This window comes from Pseudodonghicola flavimaris (assembly GCF_030164425.1).
Taxonomy (GTDB): Bacteria; Pseudomonadota; Alphaproteobacteria; order Rhodobacterales; family Rhodobacteraceae; genus Pseudodonghicola; species Pseudodonghicola flavimaris.
Genome location: NZ_JASNJD010000024.1, coordinates 1 through 20,417, shown reverse-complemented (window position 1 = coordinate 20,417; position 20,417 = coordinate 1). Strand labels below are relative to the sequence as shown.

The 20,417-nt window shown below is 66.5% G+C and carries 18 protein-coding genes; 8 read left to right on the top strand and 10 right to left on the bottom strand.

All coding sequences use genetic code 11. The annotated features are described in order from the left end of the window. Nucleotides 1-4: 4 nt before the first annotated feature. The 6 genes from QO033_RS21820 to cobA all read right to left on the bottom strand — a co-directional run bounded on the left by QO033_RS21820 (nt 5) and on the right by cobA (nt 4,916). Nucleotides 5-865 (bottom strand): ferredoxin--NADP reductase, encoded by an 861-nt coding sequence (locus tag QO033_RS21820; RefSeq protein ID WP_284483019.1) that lies wholly within the window; start codon nt 863-865, stop codon nt 5-7. Nucleotides 866-914: 49 nt separating this feature from the next. Then, nucleotides 915-1,316, bottom strand: a complete 402-nt coding sequence (locus tag QO033_RS21815; protein ID WP_284483018.1) for a DUF934 domain-containing protein — start codon at nt 1,314-1,316, stop codon at nt 915-917. Next, complete coding sequence (locus QO033_RS21810) at nt 1,313-2,080, bottom strand: phosphoadenylyl-sulfate reductase (protein ID WP_284483017.1); 768 nt, start codon at nt 2,078-2,080, stop codon at nt 1,313-1,315. The genes QO033_RS21815 and QO033_RS21810 overlap by 4 nt, the downstream gene beginning before the upstream one ends. Nucleotides 2,081-2,084: 4 nt before the next feature. Beyond that, entirely contained in the window at nt 2,085-3,752 is a 1,668-nt protein-coding gene (locus QO033_RS21805; protein WP_284483016.1) for a nitrite/sulfite reductase, read from the bottom strand. Nucleotides 3,753-3,834: 82 nt separating this feature from the next. Then, nucleotides 3,835-4,134 carry a DUF2849 domain-containing protein gene (locus QO033_RS21800; RefSeq protein ID WP_284483015.1) on the bottom strand — a complete coding sequence of 100 codons (300 nt, stop codon included), beginning with the start codon at nt 4,132-4,134 and terminating at the stop codon, nt 3,835-3,837. Further along, nucleotides 4,134-4,916 carry a uroporphyrinogen-III C-methyltransferase gene (gene cobA / locus QO033_RS21795; RefSeq protein ID WP_284483014.1) on the bottom strand — a complete coding sequence of 261 codons (783 nt, stop codon included), beginning with the start codon at nt 4,914-4,916 and terminating at the stop codon, nt 4,134-4,136. Before cobA ends, QO033_RS21800 begins: the two co-directional genes overlap by 1 nt. 147 nt (nt 4,917-5,063) lie before the next feature. Between cobA and QO033_RS21790 the strand changes: the two genes are divergently transcribed. After that, nucleotides 5,064-5,531, top strand: a complete 468-nt coding sequence (locus QO033_RS21790) for an Lrp/AsnC family transcriptional regulator (RefSeq protein WP_284483013.1) — start codon at nt 5,064-5,066, stop codon at nt 5,529-5,531. A gap of 81 nt (nt 5,532-5,612) precedes the next feature. Here the strand turns inward: QO033_RS21790 and QO033_RS21785 are convergent, their stop codons facing one another. After that, nucleotides 5,613-6,800 carry a cytochrome P450 gene (locus QO033_RS21785; protein WP_284483012.1) on the bottom strand — a complete coding sequence of 396 codons (1,188 nt, stop codon included), beginning with the start codon at nt 6,798-6,800 and terminating at the stop codon, nt 5,613-5,615. Nucleotides 6,801-6,874: 74 nt separating this feature from the next. Here QO033_RS21785 and QO033_RS21780 point away from each other — a divergent pair, with 74 nt between their 5' ends. The 5 genes from QO033_RS21780 to QO033_RS21760 all read left to right on the top strand — a co-directional run bounded on the left by QO033_RS21780 (nt 6,875) and on the right by QO033_RS21760 (nt 13,267). Further along, nucleotides 6,875-8,605 (top strand): sensor histidine kinase, encoded by a 1,731-nt coding sequence (locus QO033_RS21780; RefSeq protein WP_284483083.1) that lies wholly within the window; start codon nt 6,875-6,877, stop codon nt 8,603-8,605. Continuing rightward, a complete protein-coding gene (locus tag QO033_RS21775; RefSeq protein WP_284483011.1) occupies nt 8,602-9,831 on the top strand; it encodes a sigma-54-dependent transcriptional regulator in 1,230 nt (409 codons plus the stop codon). Before QO033_RS21780 ends, QO033_RS21775 begins: the two co-directional genes overlap by 4 nt. Before the next feature lie 276 nt (nt 9,832-10,107). Further along, complete coding sequence (locus tag QO033_RS21770; protein ID WP_407682139.1) at nt 10,108-11,103, top strand: DctP family TRAP transporter solute-binding subunit; 996 nt, start codon at nt 10,108-10,110, stop codon at nt 11,101-11,103. Between the two features lie 93 nt (nt 11,104-11,196). Further along, on the top strand, nt 11,197-11,886 hold the full coding sequence (locus QO033_RS21765; protein WP_284483010.1) for a TRAP transporter small permease: 690 nt from the start codon (nt 11,197-11,199) through the stop codon (nt 11,884-11,886). Nucleotides 11,887-11,890: 4 nt separating this feature from the next. Further along, entirely contained in the window at nt 11,891-13,267 is a 1,377-nt protein-coding gene (locus QO033_RS21760; RefSeq protein ID WP_284483009.1) for a TRAP transporter large permease, read from the top strand. Nucleotides 13,268-13,494: 227 nt separating this feature from the next. On the opposite strand, the gene QO033_RS21755 is transcribed toward QO033_RS21760, so the two are convergent. Further along, nucleotides 13,495-16,194 (bottom strand): hypothetical protein, encoded by a 2,700-nt coding sequence (locus QO033_RS21755; RefSeq protein WP_284483008.1) that lies wholly within the window; start codon nt 16,192-16,194, stop codon nt 13,495-13,497. A 207-nt stretch (nt 16,195-16,401) separates the two neighbouring features. Here QO033_RS21755 and QO033_RS21750 point away from each other — a divergent pair, with 207 nt between their 5' ends. Continuing rightward, complete coding sequence (locus QO033_RS21750; RefSeq protein WP_284483007.1) at nt 16,402-17,094, top strand: SIMPL domain-containing protein; 693 nt, start codon at nt 16,402-16,404, stop codon at nt 17,092-17,094. An 86-nt stretch (nt 17,095-17,180) separates the two neighbouring features. On the opposite strand, the gene QO033_RS21745 is transcribed toward QO033_RS21750, so the two are convergent. Then, nucleotides 17,181-18,473: an O-acetylhomoserine aminocarboxypropyltransferase/cysteine synthase family protein gene (locus QO033_RS21745; protein ID WP_284483006.1), complete on the bottom strand. Its 1,293-nt coding sequence runs from the start codon at nt 18,471-18,473 to the stop codon at nt 17,181-17,183. Nucleotides 18,474-18,650: 177 nt separating this feature from the next. Between QO033_RS21745 and QO033_RS21740 the strand changes: the two genes are divergently transcribed. After that, nucleotides 18,651-19,307 (top strand): hypothetical protein, encoded by a 657-nt coding sequence (locus QO033_RS21740; protein WP_284483005.1) that lies wholly within the window; start codon nt 18,651-18,653, stop codon nt 19,305-19,307. 521 nt (nt 19,308-19,828) lie between these two features. Here QO033_RS21740 and QO033_RS21735 read toward each other — a convergent pair. Beyond that, nucleotides 19,829-20,296: a HEPN domain-containing protein gene (locus QO033_RS21735; RefSeq protein ID WP_284483004.1), complete on the bottom strand. Its 468-nt coding sequence runs from the start codon at nt 20,294-20,296 to the stop codon at nt 19,829-19,831. Nucleotides 20,297-20,417 lie beyond the last annotated feature (121 nt).

The window sequence follows — 20,417 nt, the reverse complement described above, 5'->3', positions numbered from 1 at the left end:
CTGATCAGTCGAGGAAGGCCTTTTCCACCACATAGTGCTGCGGATTGGAATTGGCCCCTTCGACCAGCCCGTAGCCTTCCAGCATGTCCTTGATCTCAAGGTTGAAAGCCAGGTTTCCGCAGACCATGGCGCGGTCGTCGGCGGGGTTGATCTGCGGCACGCCGAGATCGGCAAAGGCCTCGCCCGAGCGCATCAGGTCGGTGATGCGGCCCATCTTCGGGCTCTCTTCCCGGGTGGTAGTGGGGTAATATTTGATCTTCTTCCAGAAGCCCTCGCCGATCAGCTCGTTCAGCATCTCGTCGGTCTTCAGGCTCTCGATCAGTTCGGCCCCATAGGTCAGCTCACCCACCTGGCGGCAGGTGTGGGTGATGATCACCTCGTCGTAATCCTCGTAGGTCTGCGGTTCGCGCAGCAGCGAGGCGAAGGGCGCGAAACCGGTGCCGGTGGCGAAGAACCAGATGCGTTTGCCCGGCAGCAGCGCGTCATGCACCAAGGTGCCGACCGGCTTGGGACGCAGGATGATCTCGTCGCCGACCGCGATATGCTGCAGCTTCGAGGTCAGCGGTCCGTCCTGCACCTTGATCGAATAGAATTCCAGCTCCTCGTCCCAGGACGGCGAGGCGATGGAATAGGCCCGCAGCAGCGGCTTCTGCTTGCCGGTCTTGGGGTCGGGATCGCCCATCAGGCCGATCATCACGAATTCGCCCGAGCGAAAGCGTAGCGAGGCGGGCCGCGTCACCCGGAAGGAAAACAGCCGGTCGGTCCAGTGTTTGACGAAGGTGACGGTCTGGGCGTCGGGCAGGGCGAGTGTCTTAACGGGGGTCGCGTCAGTCGCTTGATCGGTCACGGGGCGCATCTCTGTCATCGGTTTCCTTGCCGGTCTTTAGAACCGACACCTCTGAGTAATCTTTGATTCAGGTCAGGTGAAGGGCAGATTGCCCGCGCAGGCGCGATTGATAGTCATGCGCGCGCCAACGCGCCCGGAAAAGCCACTCTGCCTCCGGTTGGCGGGCGGCGAGATCGTCTGAAATCTCCACCTCGTCGAAGCCGGAGCGCCGCGCCATGGCGTATTGATCCGAGATCAGGTGACCGCAGGCGCGCAGCCGTCCGGCATAGCCCAGCCGCCGGAGATCGCGGGCCAGGGTGAAGCCGCGACCGTCGGCGAAGCTGGGAAAGCTGACACGGATCAGGTCCAGCGCGCCGAGACGGTCGGCCAGATCGGTGGCCCGTGCCTCCGGGGCCAGGGTGGCGGTGCGGGTCTCATCCCCGCTCCAGTCGTCGGGGGCAAAGCCCCGGTCGGTGACGATGACAGTCATTCGGATGCTCCTATGCGCACGAGTTTGCCGTTGACGAAATGGATGCCGCATTCGTCCTTTTGCTGACCGCGCCAGCGGCCCGAGCGGGGATCTTCGCCCTCGGCCACTGGCGAGGTGCAGGGGGCGCAGCCGATCGACGGATAGCCCTTGGCGACCAGCGGATGCCGGGGCAGGCGGTTTTCCTCCATGTAGGCGCGGATATCCTCCGGCGCCCAATGGGCTAGCGGGTTGATCTTGATCCGGCCGGTGCCGTCCTCGATCTCGAAGAAATCCAGCGCCGCGCGGGTGCCGGACTGGAACCGCTTGCGGCCGGTGATCCAGCCGTCGAAGCCGGTCAGAGCCTGTTGCAGCGGCCGGGTCTTCCTCAGCGCGCAGCAGGCGTCGGTGTCGCGCAGATGCAGCGTGTTGTCGGGATCGCGGGCGGCGATATCGGCGGCGCGGATGATCTGCACGTTGGACAGGAGCAGCCGCTCCGTCAGCTCGGTCTGATAGACCAGCGTTTCGGTGAAGAGCAGCTCGGTATCGATGAACAGCACCGGCACGTTGCGGTCGATTACTGCCGCCATATGCAGCAGCACCACCGATTCCGCCCCGAAGCTGGAGACCAGGGCGATATGCCCGGCCTCGGTCAGGGCGGCTTCCATCACCGAGGTGGCGGAGTGGTGGCGGTAGCGGGCGTTAAGGTCCGCGACCTTGTCGGCGAGCCGTGCCGCAGCGTCGCCGCCGGAGCCTCCGGCGGGAGTATTTGGGCAGAGAAGATCCATGGGGTCATGCGGCCTTGGTGCGGGCGCTTTCGTCATAGAGCGCGGATTTGAACGGGGCGTCGCCGAGGCGGCGATAGGTGGCGAGGAAGGGTTCGGCCGCGTCTTCGCGCAGGTCGAGATAGGCACGGATCAGCCGTTCGATCGCGGGCACGATCTCCTCTGCGGGGAAACCCGGGCCGGTGCGGGAGCCGATCACCGCATCGGGGCCGGCATCGCCGCCCAGGGTGATCTGGTAATTCTCCACCCCGGCACGGTCGAGCCCGAGGATGCCGATATGGCCGACGTGGTGGTGGCCGCAGGCGTTGATGCAGCCGGAGATCTTGATCTTCATCGGGCCGATGTCGTGTTCGAGTTTCAGCTCCTCGAAGCGGGTGGCGATCTCCTGCGCGATCGGGATCGAGCGGGCGGTGGCCAGGGCGCAGTAATCCATGCCGGGGCAGGCGATGATATCGCTGATCAGCCCGATGTTGGCGGTGGCGAGCCCGTGGTGTTTCAGCACCGCATGCAGCGCCGGCAGGTCGGATTTATGCACATGCGGCAGGATCACGTTCTGTTCGTGGCTGATGCGCAGCTCGTCATAGCCGTATTGCCCGGCCAGATCGGCCATCACCCGCATCTGCGCGGCGGTGGCATCGCCCGGGGTGGCGCCGGGGGCCTTGAGGCTGATCGAGACGATGGCGTGGTCTGCCCGGCGGTGCGCCGCCAGATTGGTATCGGCCCAGGCCCGGAACACCGGGTCGGCGGCATAGGCGGCGTCATAGGTCTCGGTATTGCCGCCACGGAACGCGGGCGGGGTGAACTGCGCCTCGATCTGGGCCAGAAGCGCCTGATCCTCGCCGGAGAATTCGGCGCGGGTCTCAATAAAGCGGGCCTCGACCAGCCGGCGGATTTCCTCGATGCCGTTTTCATGCACGGTGATCTTGATCCGCGCCTTGTACTTGTTGTCGCGCCGGCCCAGCAGGTTGTAGGTGGAGAGCGCGGCTTCGAGATAGGGCAGCAGATCGGCGCGCGGCAGGAAGTCGCGCAGCACCTGGCCGATCATCGGGGTGCGGCCGAGGCCGCCGCCGACCAGCACCTGCAGACCCTGTTCGCCGTCGCGGGTGACGATGCGCAGCCCGATATCATGGGCGGCAGTCACCGCGCGGTCCTCCGGGCTGCCGGTGATGGCGATCTTGAACTTTCTCCCGAGGAACTGGAACTCCGGGTGATCGGTCGACCATTGCCGGATCAGCTCGGCCAGCGGCCGGGGATCGGCGATCTCATCGGCGGCAGCGCCGGCGAAGTGATCGGCGGTGGTGTTGCGGATGGTATTGCCCGAGGTCTGGATCGCATGCAGCCCGACCTCGGCCAGCGCATCCAGCATATCGGGGATGTCGCGCAGCTTCGGCCAGTTGTACTGGATGTTCTGCCGGGTGGTGAAATGGCCGTAGCCCTTGTCCCACTTCTCGGCCAGCAGGGCGAGCTGGCGCATCTGGGCGCCGTTCAGCGTGCCATAGGGGATCGCCACGCGCAGCATATAGGCGTGGAGCTGCAGGTAGACGCCGTTCATCAGCCGCAGCGGCTTGAACTCATCCTCGGTCAGGTGGCCTTTGAGGCGGCGCTCCACCTGGGCGCGGAACTGGGCGTTGCGTTCGGCGAGAAAAGCGCGGTCGAAATCGGAATAGCTGTACATGGCGGCTCCTTCTCCGGCGGCTTCAGGCCGGTGAATGGTCTTCGAAGAAACTCCCCGGAACGGGCTCGGGGGTGTGACGGGCTCAGGCCCCGGCCTGCTTGCCGTGGGCGTAGTTCGAGGGTCCGGTGGCGCGGAAGGCCTCGCGGAAATGGGTCGGTTCCGGGCCGCGGGGGCCCGGCTTCACCTCGGCCAGATAGGCGCCGACGACGCTGTTGGGCTGGCTTTCGGCGAAGAGCAGGCGCAGCTGGGCGTGGGCTTCGTCCTGGATCAGTTCGGCCTCGGTCAGCTGGCGGGTCCAGCCGTCCTCGGCGGTGAGATAGATGACATCGCCTTCCAGGAGATCGGAGGCGGTGACGACCTTGGGCGTGAAGGGGCGGGGCATCAGGCGCGTTCCTTGTCGAGAGCGGGGAGGAGGATTTCGGCGGTGCGGGGGGCGAGGCCGAAGAGGGTGAGCACCGGACCGGACAGCTCGGCCCGGGCCAGATCGTCGGTGAGCCGGTCGAGCGTGGTGGCCAGTACCTGCTGATCGGGGCGGGAGGCATTGGCGACCAGCGTCACCGGGGTGGCGCGGTCGGCGCCATGCATGATCAGCCGGCCCTGCAGGAAGCGGGCGGCGCGCAGCCCCATGTAGATCGCCGCCACTTCGCCCGGACGGGCCAGAACCGCCCAGTCGTGATCGGCGTAGCCTTCGACATCGTGGCCGGTGATCAGCCGCACCGCGGAATTGCGGCCGCGGCGGGTCAGGCTCTGGCCGATGGCGGCGACGGCGGCAGAGGCGGCGGTGATGCCGGGCACGATGGACCAGGAGATACCGGCGGCGTCGCAGGCCTCGATCTCTTCGTCGAGACGGCCGAAGACGGTGGCGTCGCCGGATTTCAGCCGCACCACGCGGGCGCCGGACTGTGCCGCGGCGACGATGCGGGCGTTGATGTCGTCCTGTTTCATCGCCTGGCCGAAGCCGGTCTTGCCGGTCTCGGTCAGCTGCGCGGCAGGGCCGGCGAGCGCGAGGATATCGGTACTGATCAGCCGGTCGTGCAGGATCACCTCGGCGGTCTCCAGCGCGCGCAGGGCGGCCAGGGTCAGAAGCTCCGGATCGCCGGGGCCGGCACCGACAAAGCGGACATGGCCGGAGGCGAAGCCTTGGGTCGTGCGGGGGACGGTCATGCTCTGGGCCCTTTCGCTGGGGTTTGACTTGACTGCCAATATAGGAAATATTCCCGTTTCAACGCTATATGCTGCGGGAAATAAGGACATGCGTTTCACTTGCTGCACGGCAGAGAACCGCTGTCCCGGAAAAAGGAACAATCAGGAATGTCTGTACGGATCGACGCGCTGGATCGGAAAATTCTGGCGGAGCTGCAGCGCGATGCCAGCCAGTCGCTGGACGTGATCGCCGGCAATGTCGGCAGTTCGAAGACCCCGGTCTGGAACCGGATCCGCAAGCTGCGCGACGCCGGGGTGATCGGCAAGCAGACGGTTCTGCTCAACCCCGAGGCACTGGGGTTTGAGGCCTGTTTCTTCGTGCTGATCCGGACCTCGGAGCATGAGGCGAGCTGGCAGGCGGATTTCCTGCGGGCTCTGCGCGATCGCCCCGAGGTGCAGGAGGCGCACCGGCTGGCGGGAGACATCGACTATATCCTCAAGGTGCGGGTGAAGAACGCGCGCGCCTATGACGCCTTCTATCAGGCGCTGATTTCCGAGGTGCGGGTGCATAACGTCACCGCGCTGCTGTCGATGGAAGAGATCAAGTCCACCACCGATCTGCCGCTGGAGGAATGACGCGGGGCGCTTGTCTCGGGCGGGTTCGCCGAGAGTTGGCTCAGGGGTGGGGCTGCGCCGGAATGCCCCTGATCGGCGGGCTCACGGCGCCCTTTGCACCATCAGCCGCGTGAGACCGTGGAAGTGATAGCTGTCGCTGTAATCGGGCGTGGCGGCCAGCCGCAGTGCCGGGCAGCGGGTGAAGAGGATCGGCAGGGCGATGCGCATCTCCAGCCGGGCCAGCGGCGCGCCGACGCAGAAATGCAGCCCGCCGCCAAAGGCGGCGTTGGTCTGTGCCGGGCGGCCGGGGTCGAAGCGGTCGGGATCGGGCCAGACGCCCGGGTCGCGGTTCGCAGCCCCCAGAAGCAGCGCCACCTGATCGCCCCGGCGGAAGTCATGGCCGAAAACCGTCATCTCCTCATAGGCATAGCGGGTGAACATATGCAGCGGCGGATCGTGGCGCAGGATCTCCTCCACCATGACGTCAACCCGGTCGGGCGCCAGCCAGCTGTGATCGGTGCCGGTCTCCAGCAGGGTCTTCACCCCGTTTCCCAGCGCATGCACGGTGGCCTCATGCCCGGCGTTCAACAGCAGGATGCAGGTGGTGATCAGCTCGTCGGAGGAGAGCCGGGCACCATCCTCCTCCGCCGCGATCAGTCTCGTGATCAGGTCGTCGCCGGGCCGGTTGCGGCGCTCGTCGACATAGCCGCGCAGGAAGGCGGAGAATTCGGTCGCGGCGGCGGAGGCGGCGATCTCGTCGGCAGGGCCGTGGCCGGCCTGATAGACCGCGACCATCCGGTGCGACCAGTCCAGAAGCTGCGGTGCCATCTCCTCCGGCACCCCGAGAAGCCGGGCGATGGTGATCACCGGCACCCGGGTGCAATAGGCATCGAGCAGGTCGAAGGCACCGGCGGGGAAGCGATCGATCAGATCATGGCAGAGCGCTTCGATCCCCGGCGCCAGCGCGGTGATCGCGCGGCTGGTAAAGGCGCGCAGCACCAGCGATCTCAGCCGCGTGTGGCGTGGCGGTTCCAGTTCCAGCATCGAATGCGCCTCCACCGCCATGAAGGGGGCGAGGTGATCGGGCACCGGCGGCGCCAGCTCCGCCGGGACCTCGCGGCCGAAACGGCGATCACGCAGGATGCTCTGCACCGCCTCATGGCCGGGCGCGGCGGGGATGCCGTATTCTTGCCAGTGGAACAGCGGCCCGACGGCGCGGGCGCGGTGATAGAACCCATAGGGCGATTGCACGAAGACGGGGTCGGTGGGGGATTGGGACAGCCGGATCATGCCCCCAGATGACCACGCCCACTGGTCAATGCAAGCCCGGCTTTGCTACTCTCGGCGGCATGACCAAACTCCCGATGCAGACGCGGTGGATCATTCTGGCCTTCCTCCTTGGGGTGGGGGCGCTCAGCGCCGGGGTCTGGCGCTATGGCTACCGGCAGGCGCTGGGGCAGCTGGAACAGCGGGCCGAGGCCGACCTGGCGCTGGCCAGCGACCGGCTGACCACCCAGCTGCAGCTGTTTCAGCAGCTGGTGGTGATGACCGCCGGGCGACCGGAACTGGCGGCGCGGGAGGCTCCGGGGCTGGCGGCGCTGCTGCGCCGGCTGGCGGATAAATCCGGCGCGCTCGATCTGCTCTATGTCGACGCGGGGGGGCATGTGGTGGCGGCCGCGCAGCCCGGGCTGATCGGGCCGGAGCTGCGGCAGGCGCCCTATTTCCGCCGCGCCTTGCAGGGGGCGCTGGGGCGTGGGCACGGGGTTGTCGGCGCGTTGCAGCGGCGCGCCTATTTCGTTGCGGCGCCGGTGTTCGGCGCGGATCAGCAGGTGCGCGGGGCGCTGATCGTCGCCGTCGATCTGGCCGAGATCGAGCGCAGCTGGCGCGGCAGCCTGCCGCCGGTCTTCTTCACCGATGCGGCGGGGCGGGTGTTCATCTCCAACCGCTCGGATCTGCTGTTCTGGCAGCGCCGACCGGGGCAGATCGGTCTGACGCCGCCGGAGGGGGCGGCGCCGCGCTTTTCCACCCGGCAGGAGGGCAGCCATGAGCTCTGGCGGCTGGACTGGGGGCAATATCTGCCGGCTCGGGCGCTGCATCTGGCGCAGGGCCTGCCGCGGGTGGGGCTGTTGGGAGAGATCCTGATCGACATCACCCCGGCGCGGCGGCTGGCCGGGCTGCAGGCGGCGGCGGTGGCGGCGATCTGCCTGGCCTTCGGCGCGCTTCTGTTCCTGGCGACCGAGCGGCGCCGCACCCTGGCGGTGGCCAACCGTGAGCTGGAGGCGCGGGTTGCCGACCGGACCCGGGCGCTGTCGGATGCCAACCTCCGGCTGCGGTCGGAGGTGCGCGAACGGCAGGAGGCGGAGGCGGCGCTGAAGCAGGCGCAGGACGACCTGGTGCAGGCGGGCAAGCTGTCGGCGCTGGGACAGATGAGCGCCGGCATCAGCCATGAGCTGAGCCAGCCGCTGATGGCGATCCGGCAGTTCGCCGACAATGGGGCCGCCTTTCTGGCGCGCGGCCGGCCGGACCGGGCTGGCGAGAACCTGGACCGCATCGCGGATCTGGCGCAGCGGATGGACCGGATCATCAAGAACCTGCGCGCCTTCGCCCGCAACGAACGCGAGGCCTCGGACAAGGTCGATCTGGTCAAGGTGCTGACCCAGGCGGTGGAGTTGACCGAGACGCGGCTGAAGGAGGCGGGGGTGCGGCTGGACTGGACCGCGCCGGCGGCGCCGATCCATGTCTGGGGGGGCGAGGTGCGGCTGGCGCAGGTCTTCGTCAACCTGATCAACAACGCGGTGGACGCGATGGTGGGCAGCCCGCAGAAGCGGATTTCCATCACTCTCGCCGAGGACGGGCCGCGGCTGATCGTGCGGTTGCAGGACAGCGGCCCCGGCATCGCCGACCCCGAGAAGATTTTCGAACCTTTCTACACCACCAAGGAAATCGCCGGCGAAGAGGGGATGGGCCTCGGGCTGTCGATCTCCTATGGGCTGGTGCAGAGCTTCGGTGGCAATATCCGCGGTGCCAATGCCGCCCGCGGCGGTGCCGTCTTCACCGTCGAGCTCGACCGCTGGCAGGAGGAGCGCGCCGCATGATCCGCAAGGTGCTTTTGGTCGATGACGATATCGCCGTGCGCGAGGCTCTGGGCCAGACGCTGGAACTGGCCGAGCTGGAGCCGATCATGGCCAGCTCCTTCGTCATGGCCAAGGATCAGATCACCGAGGAGTTCGAGGGGGTGATCCTGTCGGACATCCGCATGCCGGGGCGCGACGGTTTCCATCTGCTGAGCTATGCCCAGCAGGTTGATCGCGAACTGCCGGTGATCCTGCTGACCGGAGAGGGCGATATCCCGATGGCGGTCAAGGCGATGGGGCAGGGTGCCTTCGACTTTCTGGAAAAGCCCTGCGCCGCCGCCGATCTGCTGGCGGTGCTGGACCGGGCGCTGAAGACCCGCGCGCTGGTGCTGGAAAACCGCCGGCTGAAACGCCAGCTGGAACGCGGCGATCCGGCGGCGCGGATGCTGTTCGGCACCTCGCCGCAATCGGACGCGCTGCGGGCGCGGGTGCGCAACGTCGCACCCACCGGGGCGGAGGTGCTGGTCAACGGCCCGCCGGGCAGCGGCATTTCCAAGGTGGCGGAGGTGGTGCATCTGCTCTCGGGCGTGGCGCGCGGGCCCTTCGTCAAGCGCCCCGCCGCCGGGCTGACCGCCGAGGGGCTCAGTGATCTCTGCGCCCAGGGGGCGGGTGGGTCGATCTTTCTCGACGAAGTCTCGGCGATGCCCAAGGACACCCAATATGCCGCGCTCGAGGTTCTGGAACAGGGCTCTCCGGCGCGGGTCATCGCCGGCTCCAGTACCGATCTGTCGGTCAAGGTCGCCGAGGGCAGCTTCAACGCCGATCTGTTCTACCGGCTCGACGTGATGCGGGTGCGGATCCCGGCGCTGAGCGAGCGGCGTGAGGATATCCCGGTGCTGTTTCGCCATTACGTCGCCCAGGCGGCGGAGCAATCGGGCATCCCGGCGCCGGAGATCAGCCCGGATCACCTGGCCGGGCTGATGGCGCAGGACTGGCCGGGCAATGCGCGGTCGCTGATGTCGGCGGCGATGCGCTTCGTGCTCGGGATGCCCGAGGAGGTCGGCCGCGAAAGCGGTCTGGGGCTGGCGGAGCAGATGGCCCAGGTGGAACGTTCGCTGCTGGTCGCCGCGCTCGGTCGGCAGAACGGCCGCGCCGCCGCCGCCGCCAAGGCGCTGAAACTGCCGCGAAAGACCTTTTACGACAAGCTGGCGCGCTATGGCATCCGGCCGGAGGATTACCGCCGATAGCCTCGGTGGGGATGTGCGAAAATCCGCACAAAGCCCGCTTAGCCTGTGCGGTTTCCCGCACATCCGGCGCGGCCCGGTTGCGAGAAGAAGTATGATTCTATCCGCAACCCCATGAATTTCTGCAAGAAAACGAAAGCCCCGAATTTGCTGCGCTGGATGCTTGAGAGGCCCGATTCGAATCGCTTCACTATGGCAGCGCATCGATTCCCGATGCGGGCCGGGCCTGGCGCCCGGAAGGAAGTTCAAGTCAATCGGGGGGAGTATCCGATGAAAGTCATGGGTCTGGCCGGTATGGCCATTGCGCTGGGGCTGTGCGCTCCGGCGGCGTTTGCGGAAGGCTGCGACGATGGCGAGATCGTCATCAAGTTCAGCCATGTGACCAATACCGACAAGCACCCCAAGGGGATCGCGGCGACGCTGCTGCAAAAGCGCGTCAACGAAGAGATGAATGGCAAGGCCTGCATGGAGGTCTTCCCCAACTCGACCCTCTACAACGACGACCAGGTGCTGGAGGCGATGCTGCAGGGCGACGTCCAGCTGGCAGCGCCGTCGCTGTCGAAGTTCGAGCAGTTCACCAAGAAGTTCCGCATCTTCGACCTGCCCTTCATGTTCAAGAACATCGAAGCCGTGGATGAGTTCCAGAACTCCGAGATCGGCAGCGAGATGAAGGAACTGATGGTGCGCCGCGGCCTGCTGGGCCTGCAGTTCTGGCACAACGGCCTGAAGCAGATCTCGGCCAACAAGCCGCTGATCTGGCCGGCCGATGCCGAGGGGCTGAAGTTCCGCGTGCAGAACTCCGACGTGCTCAAGGCGCAGATGAAGGCGATGGGTGCCAGCCCGCAGCCGATGGCCTTCTCCGAGGTCTATGGCGCGCTGCAGACCGGCGTGGTCGACGGCCAGCAGAACACCTGGTCGAACATCTATGGCCAGAAGTTCTTCGAGGTTCAGGACGGCGTGACCGAGGCCAACATCGGCCTGCTGGACTATATGGTGGTCACCTCGGTCGACTGGTGGGACAGCCTGCCTGAAGATGTGCGCGATCAGCTCGCCACCATCCTGCAGGAGGTCACCGAGACCCGGAACGCCGAATCCTTCCGCGTCAACGAAGAAGCCAAGGAGGCCATCATCGAGGCCGGCGGCACCGTGCGCCAGCTGAACGCGGAACAGCGTCAGGCCTGGGTCGATCTGATGAAACCCGTCTGGGCCGAATTCGTCGAAGACGTCGGCCAGGAAAACATCGACGCAGCGCAGGCAATCAACGCCAAGCACTGATCCGGGTCAGGGAACCGACGCTCCGGCCCCCACTGGGGCCGGGGTCCGCCCTGCCGCAAGACCTTCTGACAACCGTTACCCATGGGGAGAGCCATGTCGGTACATTACACGCCGCAGTCCGGTCTGGGCCGCGTGGTGGAAGAGCTCGAAAAGACGGTGATCGCGGTCATCCTCGGGCTGATGACACTGATCACCTTCATCAATGTCGTGCTGCGCTACGGGTTCAACACCGGTATCATCTGGGGGTTGGAAGCAACCACCTTCCTGTTCGCCTGGCTGGTGCTCTTCGGCATCAGCTATGCGGTCAAGACCACGGCCAACCTCGGGGTGGACGCGGTGCTGAACATGCTGGCGCCGAAACCGCGTCGGCTGCTGGCGCTGGTCTCCGCCGCGATCTTCATCGCCTATGCCTGCCTGCTGATGAAGGGCGCCTGGGACTATTGGGCGAATTTCGCCAACCTGCCGCAGACCTCCGGCCGCTGGTTCCCCAGCGGGTTCGAGGAGATGAAGCGCACCTCCTATCGCGGCTGGTACGAGGTGGTGGACATCCCGATGCCGGACTGGCTGCGCTGGATCGAACCGGGCATGAACGATGGCGAGCATTACGAGAAGATCCCGCGTTTCATCCCCTATTTCATGCTGCCCTTCGGCATGGCGCTGCTGCTCTTCCGGGTGTTGCAGGCGACCTGGCGGCTGGCCACCGGCCGCGTCGAGAGCATGATCGTCAGCCATGAGGCCGAGGACGCCGTCGAAGGCGTGGCCCATATGAACCGGGAGTCCTGAGCCCATGGAAGTCGTTCTTCTCTTCACGATGATCGTCGGGCTGATGCTGATCGGGGTGCCGATCGCCGTCTCGCTCGGGTTCTCCTCGATCATCTTCCTGCTGATGCTGGGCGATACCTCGCTCGCCTCCATCGCGCAGAGCTTCTTTCAGGCGATGGCCGGTCATTACACGCTGCTGGCGATCCCTTTCTTCGTGCTGGCCTCCTCCTTCATGTCGACCGGCGGCGTGGCGCGGCGGATCATCCGCTTCTCCATCGCGCTGGTCGGGCATTTCCCGGGCGGTCTGGCGATTGCCGGGGTCTTCGCCTGCATGCTCTTTGCCGCGCTCTCGGGCTCCAGCCCGGCGACCGTGGTGGCGATCGGCTCCATCGTCATCGCCGGCATGCGCCAGGTCGGCTATACCAAGGATTTCGCCGCCGGCGTGATCGCCAATGCCGGCACGCTTGGCATCCTGATCCCGCCCTCCATCGTCATGGTGGTCTATGCCTCTGCCACCGATGTCTCGGTCGGGCGGATGTTCCTCGCCGGGGTGATCCCGGGGCTGATGGCCGGCACCATGCTGATGCTGACGATCTACATCATCGCCAAGCTGCGCAATCTGCCGAAAGGCGAATGGCAGGGCTGGGGCGAGGTCTTCTCGGCCGGCTATGATGCGATCTGGGGGCTGTTCCTGATCGTGATCATCCTCGGCGGCATCTACGGCGGTATCTTCACGCCGACCGAGGCCGCGGCGGTGGCGGCGATCTACGCTTTCCTGGTCGCCACCTTCGTTTATCGCGACATGGGCCCTCTGGCGCGACCGGAGGGTCAGCGCAACCTGACGCTGCTGGAAAAACCGCTGGCGCTGGTTACCGCGTTTTTCCACCGCGACACCCGCGACACGCTGTTCGACGCCGGCAAACTGACCATCACGCTGATGTTCATCATCGCCAACGCGCTGATCCTGAAACACGTGCTGACGGATGAGCAGATCCCGCAGCAGATCGCCGGCGCCATGCTCGAGGCCGGATTCGGCGCGGTGATGTTCCTGGTGATCGTCAACGTCATCCTGCTGATCGGCGGCCAGTTCATGGAACCGTCGGGGCTGATCGTGATTGTGGCGCCGCTGGTGTTCCCGATCGCCATCGAACTGGGGATCGACCCGATCCACCTCGGCATCATCATGGTGGTCAACATGGAAATCGGCATGATCACCCCGCCGGTCGGCCTCAACCTTTTCGTCACCTCCGGCGTGGCAGGGATGCCGATGATGCGGGTGGTGAAGGCGGCGCTGCCCTTCCTCGCGGTGCTCTTCGTCTTCTTGATCATGGTGACCTACATCCCGATCCTGTCGACCTGGTTGCCGACCACCTTCATGGGGCCGGAGATCATCACCAAGTAAGCCCTCCGATCCGGAGCGGACCGGCGCGCGCGGCACCTCCCGCGCGCGCCTTTCTTTTGCGGGGATCAAAGCGAAGCCGCGCCGGGCACACGGCCCGGGCCGGTGCCGGCACCACCACGCCCCTTCGATCTGGCGGAAATATCCCGGGGGAGGCCGCAGGCCGGGGGCAGAGCCCCCAGATGCGCCGGGGCGCCGGTCAGGGCGCGCCGGCGCGGAGGGGGGGCCGATCAGCCCTTGGGGATCTGCAGGGTCACGTTGCGCCCGCCCTTGACGTAGCGCAATTCGCTGTCGCCGATTGCCACCACCTTGCCGCCGTCGATGCTGTCGCCGATCTTCACCTTCTTGTAGCGCCCGCTTGGCAGCCGGATCAGGGCGCGGCGGTTGGCGGCGGTACCGTAGATGCCGATCAGGTTGATATGGCGCAGGTTGATGGCATTGCTCACCGTCGCCTGACGCGCGACCGATGCGGAGGAGGGGATTTTCGGCGCCACGGTGGCCGGTGCGGTCGTGCCGGCTTCCGGCACGCCCAGCGAGGCACGGCTGGAACTGCGCGAGGTATCGAGATTGCTGGGCCGGGTCTTCGGCACCAGCGCGGTGGCAACGGCGCGGCGGGTGGCGTTTTCCAGATCCTCCGCGGTCAGCGCGCCGGTGGCCTCCGCGGCGGCGGCTTCGGCTGCTGCTGCGGCAGCGGCAGCGGCGGCACTGGCGACTTCGGCCGCGGCGGTGGCCGCTCGTTCGACCGAGGCAGGCCGCAGATTGGGCCGCAGCCGGCCCAGCTCGTTGCGGCTGCGGCCGCCCAGTTGGGCGCGTTCGGCCTGTTCGACCAGATCGGTGGGCCGGGGCCGGGGCCGGAAGCCGGCCAGATGGCTGCGCAGCGCCTGGGCTTCGTCCGCCGCCTCGGCCTGGGCCTGCAGTCGATCGGGCAGGGCCGGCGGCACCACCGGCGGCGGCCCCTGGAAGACCACGACGCCCTCGGGGCTTTCGGCGCCTTCGGGGGTGGCGGTGACCAGCCCGCGGTCGTCGAGCTCGAAATTCTTGCCCGGTGCGGCGGGCAGTGCCACGGCGGTCGGGCTGAGATCGCTGTCGAAGCCGGCGGCTGGAGGCAGCGCCACCGCATCCTGCGACAGGTCGGTGCGGTCGATCGAGGCGACATAGAGATCGCTGAGCCCGATCAGCGCCGGCGTCTCCGGCTCCTGCGGGGCGGTGGGCCAGATGCCGGTGGCGGCATAGAAGGTCTCATCGTCGGCCTGGGTCAGATCGGTCCCGGTTTCGGGATCGGGCTCCGCAGCGAGCTCGGGGTCCAGCATATCGGCTGTCGCGCCGGCGCCGTCTTCCGGGCGCAGCGCCTCCAGCACCGCGCTGTCGGTGTCGGTCAGCGCCGGGCCGCTTGCCGCAGCGCTGTCGGCCAGCGGATCGGGGGGCAGGGCGGCGACGGTATCTCCCGCCTCGGGCGGCAGCGCGCTGGTCAGCGGCGGCTCGGTCCCAGGGGTGGCGCCGGTGTCGCCCGCGCCGTCGAGCGGCATTTCCCCGGCGGGGCTGTCGAGGCCGATTTCAGGTGCCGAGGCGGGGGGCGGCAGAAGGTCGGCGCCCGGCACGGTGGACAGACTGGGTGTCTCCCGGTCGCGCCCGAAGAGGCCGGTGAGACCGCCTTCGGTAAACAGGCTCGCCCAAGCGGCGATCCCGATCAGGAAGATCAGCAGAACGGCGGTCAGTATCAGGCCGAGAAAGCGCGGCTTGCCCTTTCCCCTGCGCGCCTTGCGGGCGCCGAAGACGGTCAGCGCCTCGGCCTCCTGCCGGGCGGCCTCTCCCTTCGGTTTGACCGGGCCGGCGGCGGAGGGGCCGGCAACCGGTTTCGCCGCGGCCTCGGTTGCGGGTTTCGCTGGTTTGCGCAGGGACAGCAGACCGCTGATCGCCGACTGCAGTCCTGCGGCGGCGGAGGCCGGGCGGTCTGTCTGCGGCTTGGGGGCGGTCGCCGGCGCGCGGGGCACACCGGGCGGCGGGGCAGCAACGGGTTTGGCGACTGGCCTGGGCTCCGTTGCGGCGGTGCGCGGGGGGGCTGCCAGCGGTCTGGGGGCAGGTCCGGTGACGGGCTTCGGCGTCGGTGTGGGCACCGGCGGCGCGGGAGTCGGTGCTGTGGCGGTTCCGTCCGTCTCCGAAGATGGCTTGCCGCGACGGCTGGAGAAGCCGACGGAGGCGTCCTCCGGCGCTGTCTCTGCCTTCAGGTCGGTCGCTGGTTCTGTTTCTGGCCCCGTTTCTGGCCCCATCGTCGGCGCTGTCTTCGGCGTTGTCCCGGATCCTGTTTCCGGCGCCGGGGTATCGGGCGCCTGCTCGGCGATCTCCTCCGCGCGCGGAGCGGGAGCGGGAACCGGATCGGCAGCGGGTTCGGGCAGGGAGGCTGAGCCGGTCACCACCACGGCGATGCCGTCCGGTTCCACCTGCCGGGCGCCGGCATGCTCGGCGGCACCGAAGAACGGCTCGCCCAGGAACGGCTGATCGCCGGGAATGGCGACGAAGCTCACCGGATCGAACGCATGTTCTACGGCGAAGGCCTCTGCCTCTGCTAGCGTCTCCCGCGCCACCGCCGCGACATGGGTCAGCGGTCCCTCGACGGCGATGTCGAAGGCCAGATCCTCCACCTGATAGGGGGTGGCGCCGTCCAGCGCGATGCGTACCCGAGCGCGGCGGGCATCGCCCTCGGCGGCACCGGTGTCGATGGTCATATAGCGGATCTGGTCGTTGGGAATGATCAGCTTGCAGCTGATCCCATTGGGCTCCAGCCGCGCCGCACGGTCGCGCAGCTCTGCGAGCGCGCCAGCCAGATCGGGCACGTCCAGCGCGACCTCTCCGACCAGATGCCAGCCGCCCGCGGCGCGGTGCAGCAGGCTGATCCCCTCAAACGACAAAGAGAGCGCAAAACTTGGTTTCATAGCGCCTTAGCCCGACCCGACCCGAAATTATCTTACCGGTCTTAACGGGCACCGGCCTGCCCGGACAAACCCTAAAGCAGGAGTTTGCCGAGGAAAAGAAAAACACTGGGCGGTATCTTGCCGAGCCCGGGGTGGCGCCCCATCCTTGGCGCCGTGCCAGGACCGGTCCGGGACCGGGAGGGGCCTCGTGTCAAAAGGAGAATTGCCGTGAGAGTGAAATGGTTTGCCGCTGCCGTGATGGTCGGGCTGATGGGCACCGCCGCCTGGGCAGGAGAGATGCCGCGCCAGATCGTGGTGACCGGTGAGGCGCAGGTGGAGGCGGTGCCGGACATGGCGGTGATCACCCTCGGCGTCACCCAGACTGCCAGGGAGGCCGCCGCCGCGCTGGAGGCGACCTCAACCGGGGTCGCGGCGGTTCTGGATCGGTTGGAAGCGGCAGGGATCGCCGCGCGCGACATGCAGACCCAGGGCGTCAGCCTGACCCCGCAGTGGTCGGAGGCCCGCGATGGCGAGGCGCGCGACATCGCGGGGTTCGTCGCCTCCAACACGGTAATGGTGCGGGTGCGCGATCTCGATCAGCTCGGCGCGGTGATGGCGGCGGTGGTGGCGGATGGCGCCAACCGGTTCGACGGGCTGAGCTTCGGGTTGCAGGACCCGGCGCCGCTGGAGGAGGATGCCCGGCGCCAGGCGGTGGCCGACGGGATCGCCCGGGCGAAGCTCCTGGCCGAGGCCGCCGGGGTCACCCTGGGACCGGTGCAGACCATCCGTGACGGCGCCGCCGGGACCGGCCCGCAGCCCGAGATGCGGATGCGGGTCGCGTCGATGAGCGCGGTGCCGGTCGCTGCCGGAGAGATCGAGGTTTCGGCCAGCGTGACCATGACCTTCGCCATCGGCGACTAACCCGGCCAATGAACACGCCCCGGTCGATGCGACCGGGGCGTATACTGGGCATGTGCCGGTACGGGCCAATACCTGGCCGGTACGGGTCAGGCGGTGGCCGTGGCCAGGGCCTGATCCAGATCGGCGATCAGATCCGCCGCATCCTCGATCCCGATGGAGATCCGAACCACATTGGCGCTGGCCCCGGCGGCTTCCTGCTGCTCGGGGGTCAGCTGACGATGGGTGGTAGAGGCCGAGTGGATGACCAGGCTGCGGGTATCGCCGAGGTTGGCGACATGGCTGAACAGATCCAGCGCGCCGACGAATTTGACGCAGGCGTCGTAGCCGCCCTTCAGCGCCACGGTGAAAAGCCCGCCGGTGCCCTTTGGAAACAGCCGCTCGGCCCGGTCGTGATAGGGCGAGGACGGCAGCCCGGCATAGGTCACGTAATCGACGCGCGGATCGGCCTCCAGCCATTCGGCGACCTTCTGGGCGTTCTCGCAATGGCGCTGCATGCGCAGGCTCAGCGTCTCGATCCCCATCAGGGTGTAATGCGCCGCCTGCGGGTTCAGCGTCATGCCCAGATCGCGCAGGCCGATGGCGATGCCGTGGAAGGTGAAGGCCAGCGCGCCGAAGGTCTCGTGGAAGTTCAGCCCGTGATAGGCCGGCTCCGGCTGGCTGAGCGAGGGGAACTTGTCGGAGGCCGACCAGTCGAACTTGCCCGAATCAATCACCACGCCGCCCATCACCGTGCCGTTGCCGGTGAGGTATTTGGTCATCGAATGCACCACCAGAGTGGCGCCCATGTCGATCGGCCGGCAGAGATAGGGGGTGGCCGAGGTGTTGTCGATGATCAGCGGAATGCCGGCGGCGTCGGCGATCCCGGCCAGCGCCGGGATATCGGTGACATAGCCGCCGGGGTTGGCGATGGACTCGCCGAAAACCGCGCGGGTGTCATCGTCGATGGCGGCCTTCACCGCGTCGAGATCCTCGAAATCGACGAATTTCGCCGACCAGCCGAAACGTTTGATGGTCTGGCTGAACTGGGTCATTGTTCCGCCATAGAGGCGGGTCGACGCGACAACGTTCTTCCCCGGGCTCATCAGCGGGAACAAAGCCATCAGTTGCGCCGCATGGCCGGAGGAGCAGCAGACCGCGCCGGCGCCGCCTTCGAGCGCGGCCATGCGCTCCTGCAGAACCGCCACCGTCGGGTTGGTCAGGCGCGAATAGATATACCCCACTTCCTGCAGGTTGAAGAGCGCGGCGGCATGTTCTGCATCGCGGAAGACATAGGCCGTGGTCTGGTAGATCGGCGTCTGTCGCGCGCCGGTCGCCGGATCGGGCTGGGCCCCGGCGTGGATCTGCAACGTGTCGAAGCCATAGGTGGGAGTGTCGGCCATCTTGGTATGCCTCCTCTTGGATGTTGGCGGGTGCAACAGGCGTAAGCCATCGCATCGGAGCTGACAACAGCGCTGCGCGGGCAGGGGGATCGTGGCCCTCTGCACATACTTCGGAAATATGTTGACTTTGGCGCGGCTATCACATACTTCCGAAGTATGTTTTAACTGAGGTGCAGCATGGCCACCAAACTCGAAATCGTTTCCGACAGCCCCAAACGGATGAAGAAGCCGGGCGCGGGCAAGACCGGCGCGAAGAAATCCGGCAAGACCGCCCGGCCGACCCCCGAGGCTGCGGCAGAGAAAGCCGGCCGCCGCAAGGAGCGGCTGGACCGCATCGACGCGGCGAACAAGATCACCGTCACCCTGCAGACCGATGTGCGCCGCTTCCTCGCCGGTCAGGCCAAGGCCGAAGGCATGGACATGGGCCATTTCCTGCAGAAGCTGGTGGAGACCCACATCCTGGCCAGCGCGCCGGAGGGCGATGCGCTGGCCACCCGGATCGGCGCCCGCCGCAGCGTGATCGACCATGTCGTCAAACTGGCGCAGTCGATGGAGGCCGAGGGCGGCTTTGACGAACACTTCATCCTCAACGTGCTGAAACGGGCGCATGCGGATGCGGCATTCGCCGCGCTCTACGCCAGTGCCGTGGCCGATCCGGAGAAGCCGAAAACCGCCGGCCGCGCCGCCGTGGCGCTGAACCAGCAACTGGGCCGGCTGATCAAACGCGCGGTCCACGCCCGCAGCAAACGCGACGACGCCGGCAAGATCCAGCGCGCACAGGTGAAGGACGAGGTCATCACCTCCTACACCCTGCTGGAAAAACCCGCCGCCTGAGTGGAGGGGTATCGCCCCGCCCCAAGACCTACAAACCGATCGCGCCGGGAACCCGGCGCGATTTTTTTTGTCGGGAAGGGAGTGGTCGGCTTGGGCCTGTCTGGCTGGGGCAGACCCGCTGTCGGAGCAGCGCAGTTCTCAGCCACTGGGCACGTCCGGCCCACTGCGGTCGTTCGCGTCCTGGGCCGGGCACTGCCGTGCCCGGCCCAGAGCCGATCTTCGTGCCGAGAGCAAAGAATGACCGGTGCCAGGCCCAAAGCTGCCTCACCTCATGGTGCGCTTGACGTGCAAGGGAGACGCCGAAACGGCCGCTATCGAAAGGCACAGCAAGCGATATAGAATTTGAGCATGAAGAAGGGGCCTATCTGGGGAGTAGAGCCATCGGCACACGGAAGTTCTCTGATTGATGTGTCACTAGAAGATTAGACGAGCACTAGACTGGAGCGAGCAGTGTTCCATAATAGATTCTATTCTCCTATCCGATGGATGGTCAGCAGCAGATTGATGAGTGACGCGCCAAATCAAGCCCCCATCTCGCCCTCGAAAGCATTGTAAAATGATAAAATAACGACACTTGCCAAGCGGTGTGTTGCGATAGCCTCGCCGATCGTAGTTTGTCGCAACCCGGCGTGTGCAAAGTCATGCCTCCAATTTAAGATCTGATCCAGTTGCTTAATTGGGTTGCGACCAGATAATCTAACAGTCACTTTGCGACGCCTATCCAGTATCTCATCAAACTTGTCACGAACCCTTCCGTCAAAGGTGGCAGCATATCTGCGCAAATCTTGATGAGATATTTTGCTGCTCAACTTGCTGAAGTTTCGATCAGTGAAGCCTTCAAATTCTCGCCCATACCTAGAAGCATATGAAACCATAGTTACCTTGACGCAAGTTTCATACATTGCAGCTATGGTGACAACAAGCATTCCAGCTAGATCCGCGCGAAATTCAGCCGAACCCCGCGAGCCTTCTGGAGCGAATTTATTCATCTGTAAGCGGTGTCTGAGCGGCACGTTGTCTGCGCCGGCGCGGACTGCGAGGTGATACCCATCTCAAGATGGGAGTGCGTTTCGCAATGGATGCTCAGACTGCGTTTCTCAGATCGCTGGG

Bases quoted from the DNA above. Each gene is read 5' to 3' on its own strand.
- QO033_RS21820 (WP_284483019.1), bottom strand. From the start codon at position 865: ATGACAGAGATGCGCCCCGTGACCGATCAAGCGACTGACGCGACCCCC.
- QO033_RS21815 (WP_284483018.1), bottom strand. From the start codon at position 1,316: ATGACTGTCATCGTCACCGACCGGGGCTTTGCCCCCGACGACTGGAGC.
- QO033_RS21810 (WP_284483017.1), bottom strand. From the start codon at position 2,080: ATGGATCTTCTCTGCCCAAATACTCCCGCCGGAGGCTCCGGCGGCGAC.
- QO033_RS21805 (WP_284483016.1), bottom strand. From the start codon at position 3,752: ATGTACAGCTATTCCGATTTCGACCGCGCTTTTCTCGCCGAACGCAAC.
- QO033_RS21800 (WP_284483015.1), bottom strand. From the start codon at position 4,134: ATGCCCCGCCCCTTCACGCCCAAGGTCGTCACCGCCTCCGATCTCCTG.
- cobA (WP_284483014.1), bottom strand. From the start codon at position 4,916: ATGACCGTCCCCCGCACGACCCAAGGCTTCGCCTCCGGCCATGTCCGC.
- QO033_RS21790 (WP_284483013.1), top strand. From the start codon at position 5,064: ATGTCTGTACGGATCGACGCGCTGGATCGGAAAATTCTGGCGGAGCTG.
- QO033_RS21785 (WP_284483012.1), bottom strand. From the start codon at position 6,800: ATGATCCGGCTGTCCCAATCCCCCACCGACCCCGTCTTCGTGCAATCG.
- QO033_RS21780 (WP_284483083.1), top strand. From the start codon at position 6,875: ATGCAGACGCGGTGGATCATTCTGGCCTTCCTCCTTGGGGTGGGGGCG.
- QO033_RS21775 (WP_284483011.1), top strand. From the start codon at position 8,602: ATGATCCGCAAGGTGCTTTTGGTCGATGACGATATCGCCGTGCGCGAG.
- QO033_RS21770 (WP_407682139.1), top strand. From the start codon at position 10,108: ATGGGTCTGGCCGGTATGGCCATTGCGCTGGGGCTGTGCGCTCCGGCG.
- QO033_RS21765 (WP_284483010.1), top strand. From the start codon at position 11,197: ATGTCGGTACATTACACGCCGCAGTCCGGTCTGGGCCGCGTGGTGGAA.
- QO033_RS21760 (WP_284483009.1), top strand. From the start codon at position 11,891: ATGGAAGTCGTTCTTCTCTTCACGATGATCGTCGGGCTGATGCTGATC.
- QO033_RS21755 (WP_284483008.1), bottom strand. From the start codon at position 16,194: ATGAAACCAAGTTTTGCGCTCTCTTTGTCGTTTGAGGGGATCAGCCTG.
- QO033_RS21745 (WP_284483006.1), bottom strand. From the start codon at position 18,473: ATGGCCGACACTCCCACCTATGGCTTCGACACGTTGCAGATCCACGCC.
- QO033_RS21740 (WP_284483005.1), top strand. From the start codon at position 18,651: ATGGCCACCAAACTCGAAATCGTTTCCGACAGCCCCAAACGGATGAAG.
- QO033_RS21735 (WP_284483004.1), bottom strand. From the start codon at position 20,296: ATGAATAAATTCGCTCCAGAAGGCTCGCGGGGTTCGGCTGAATTTCGC.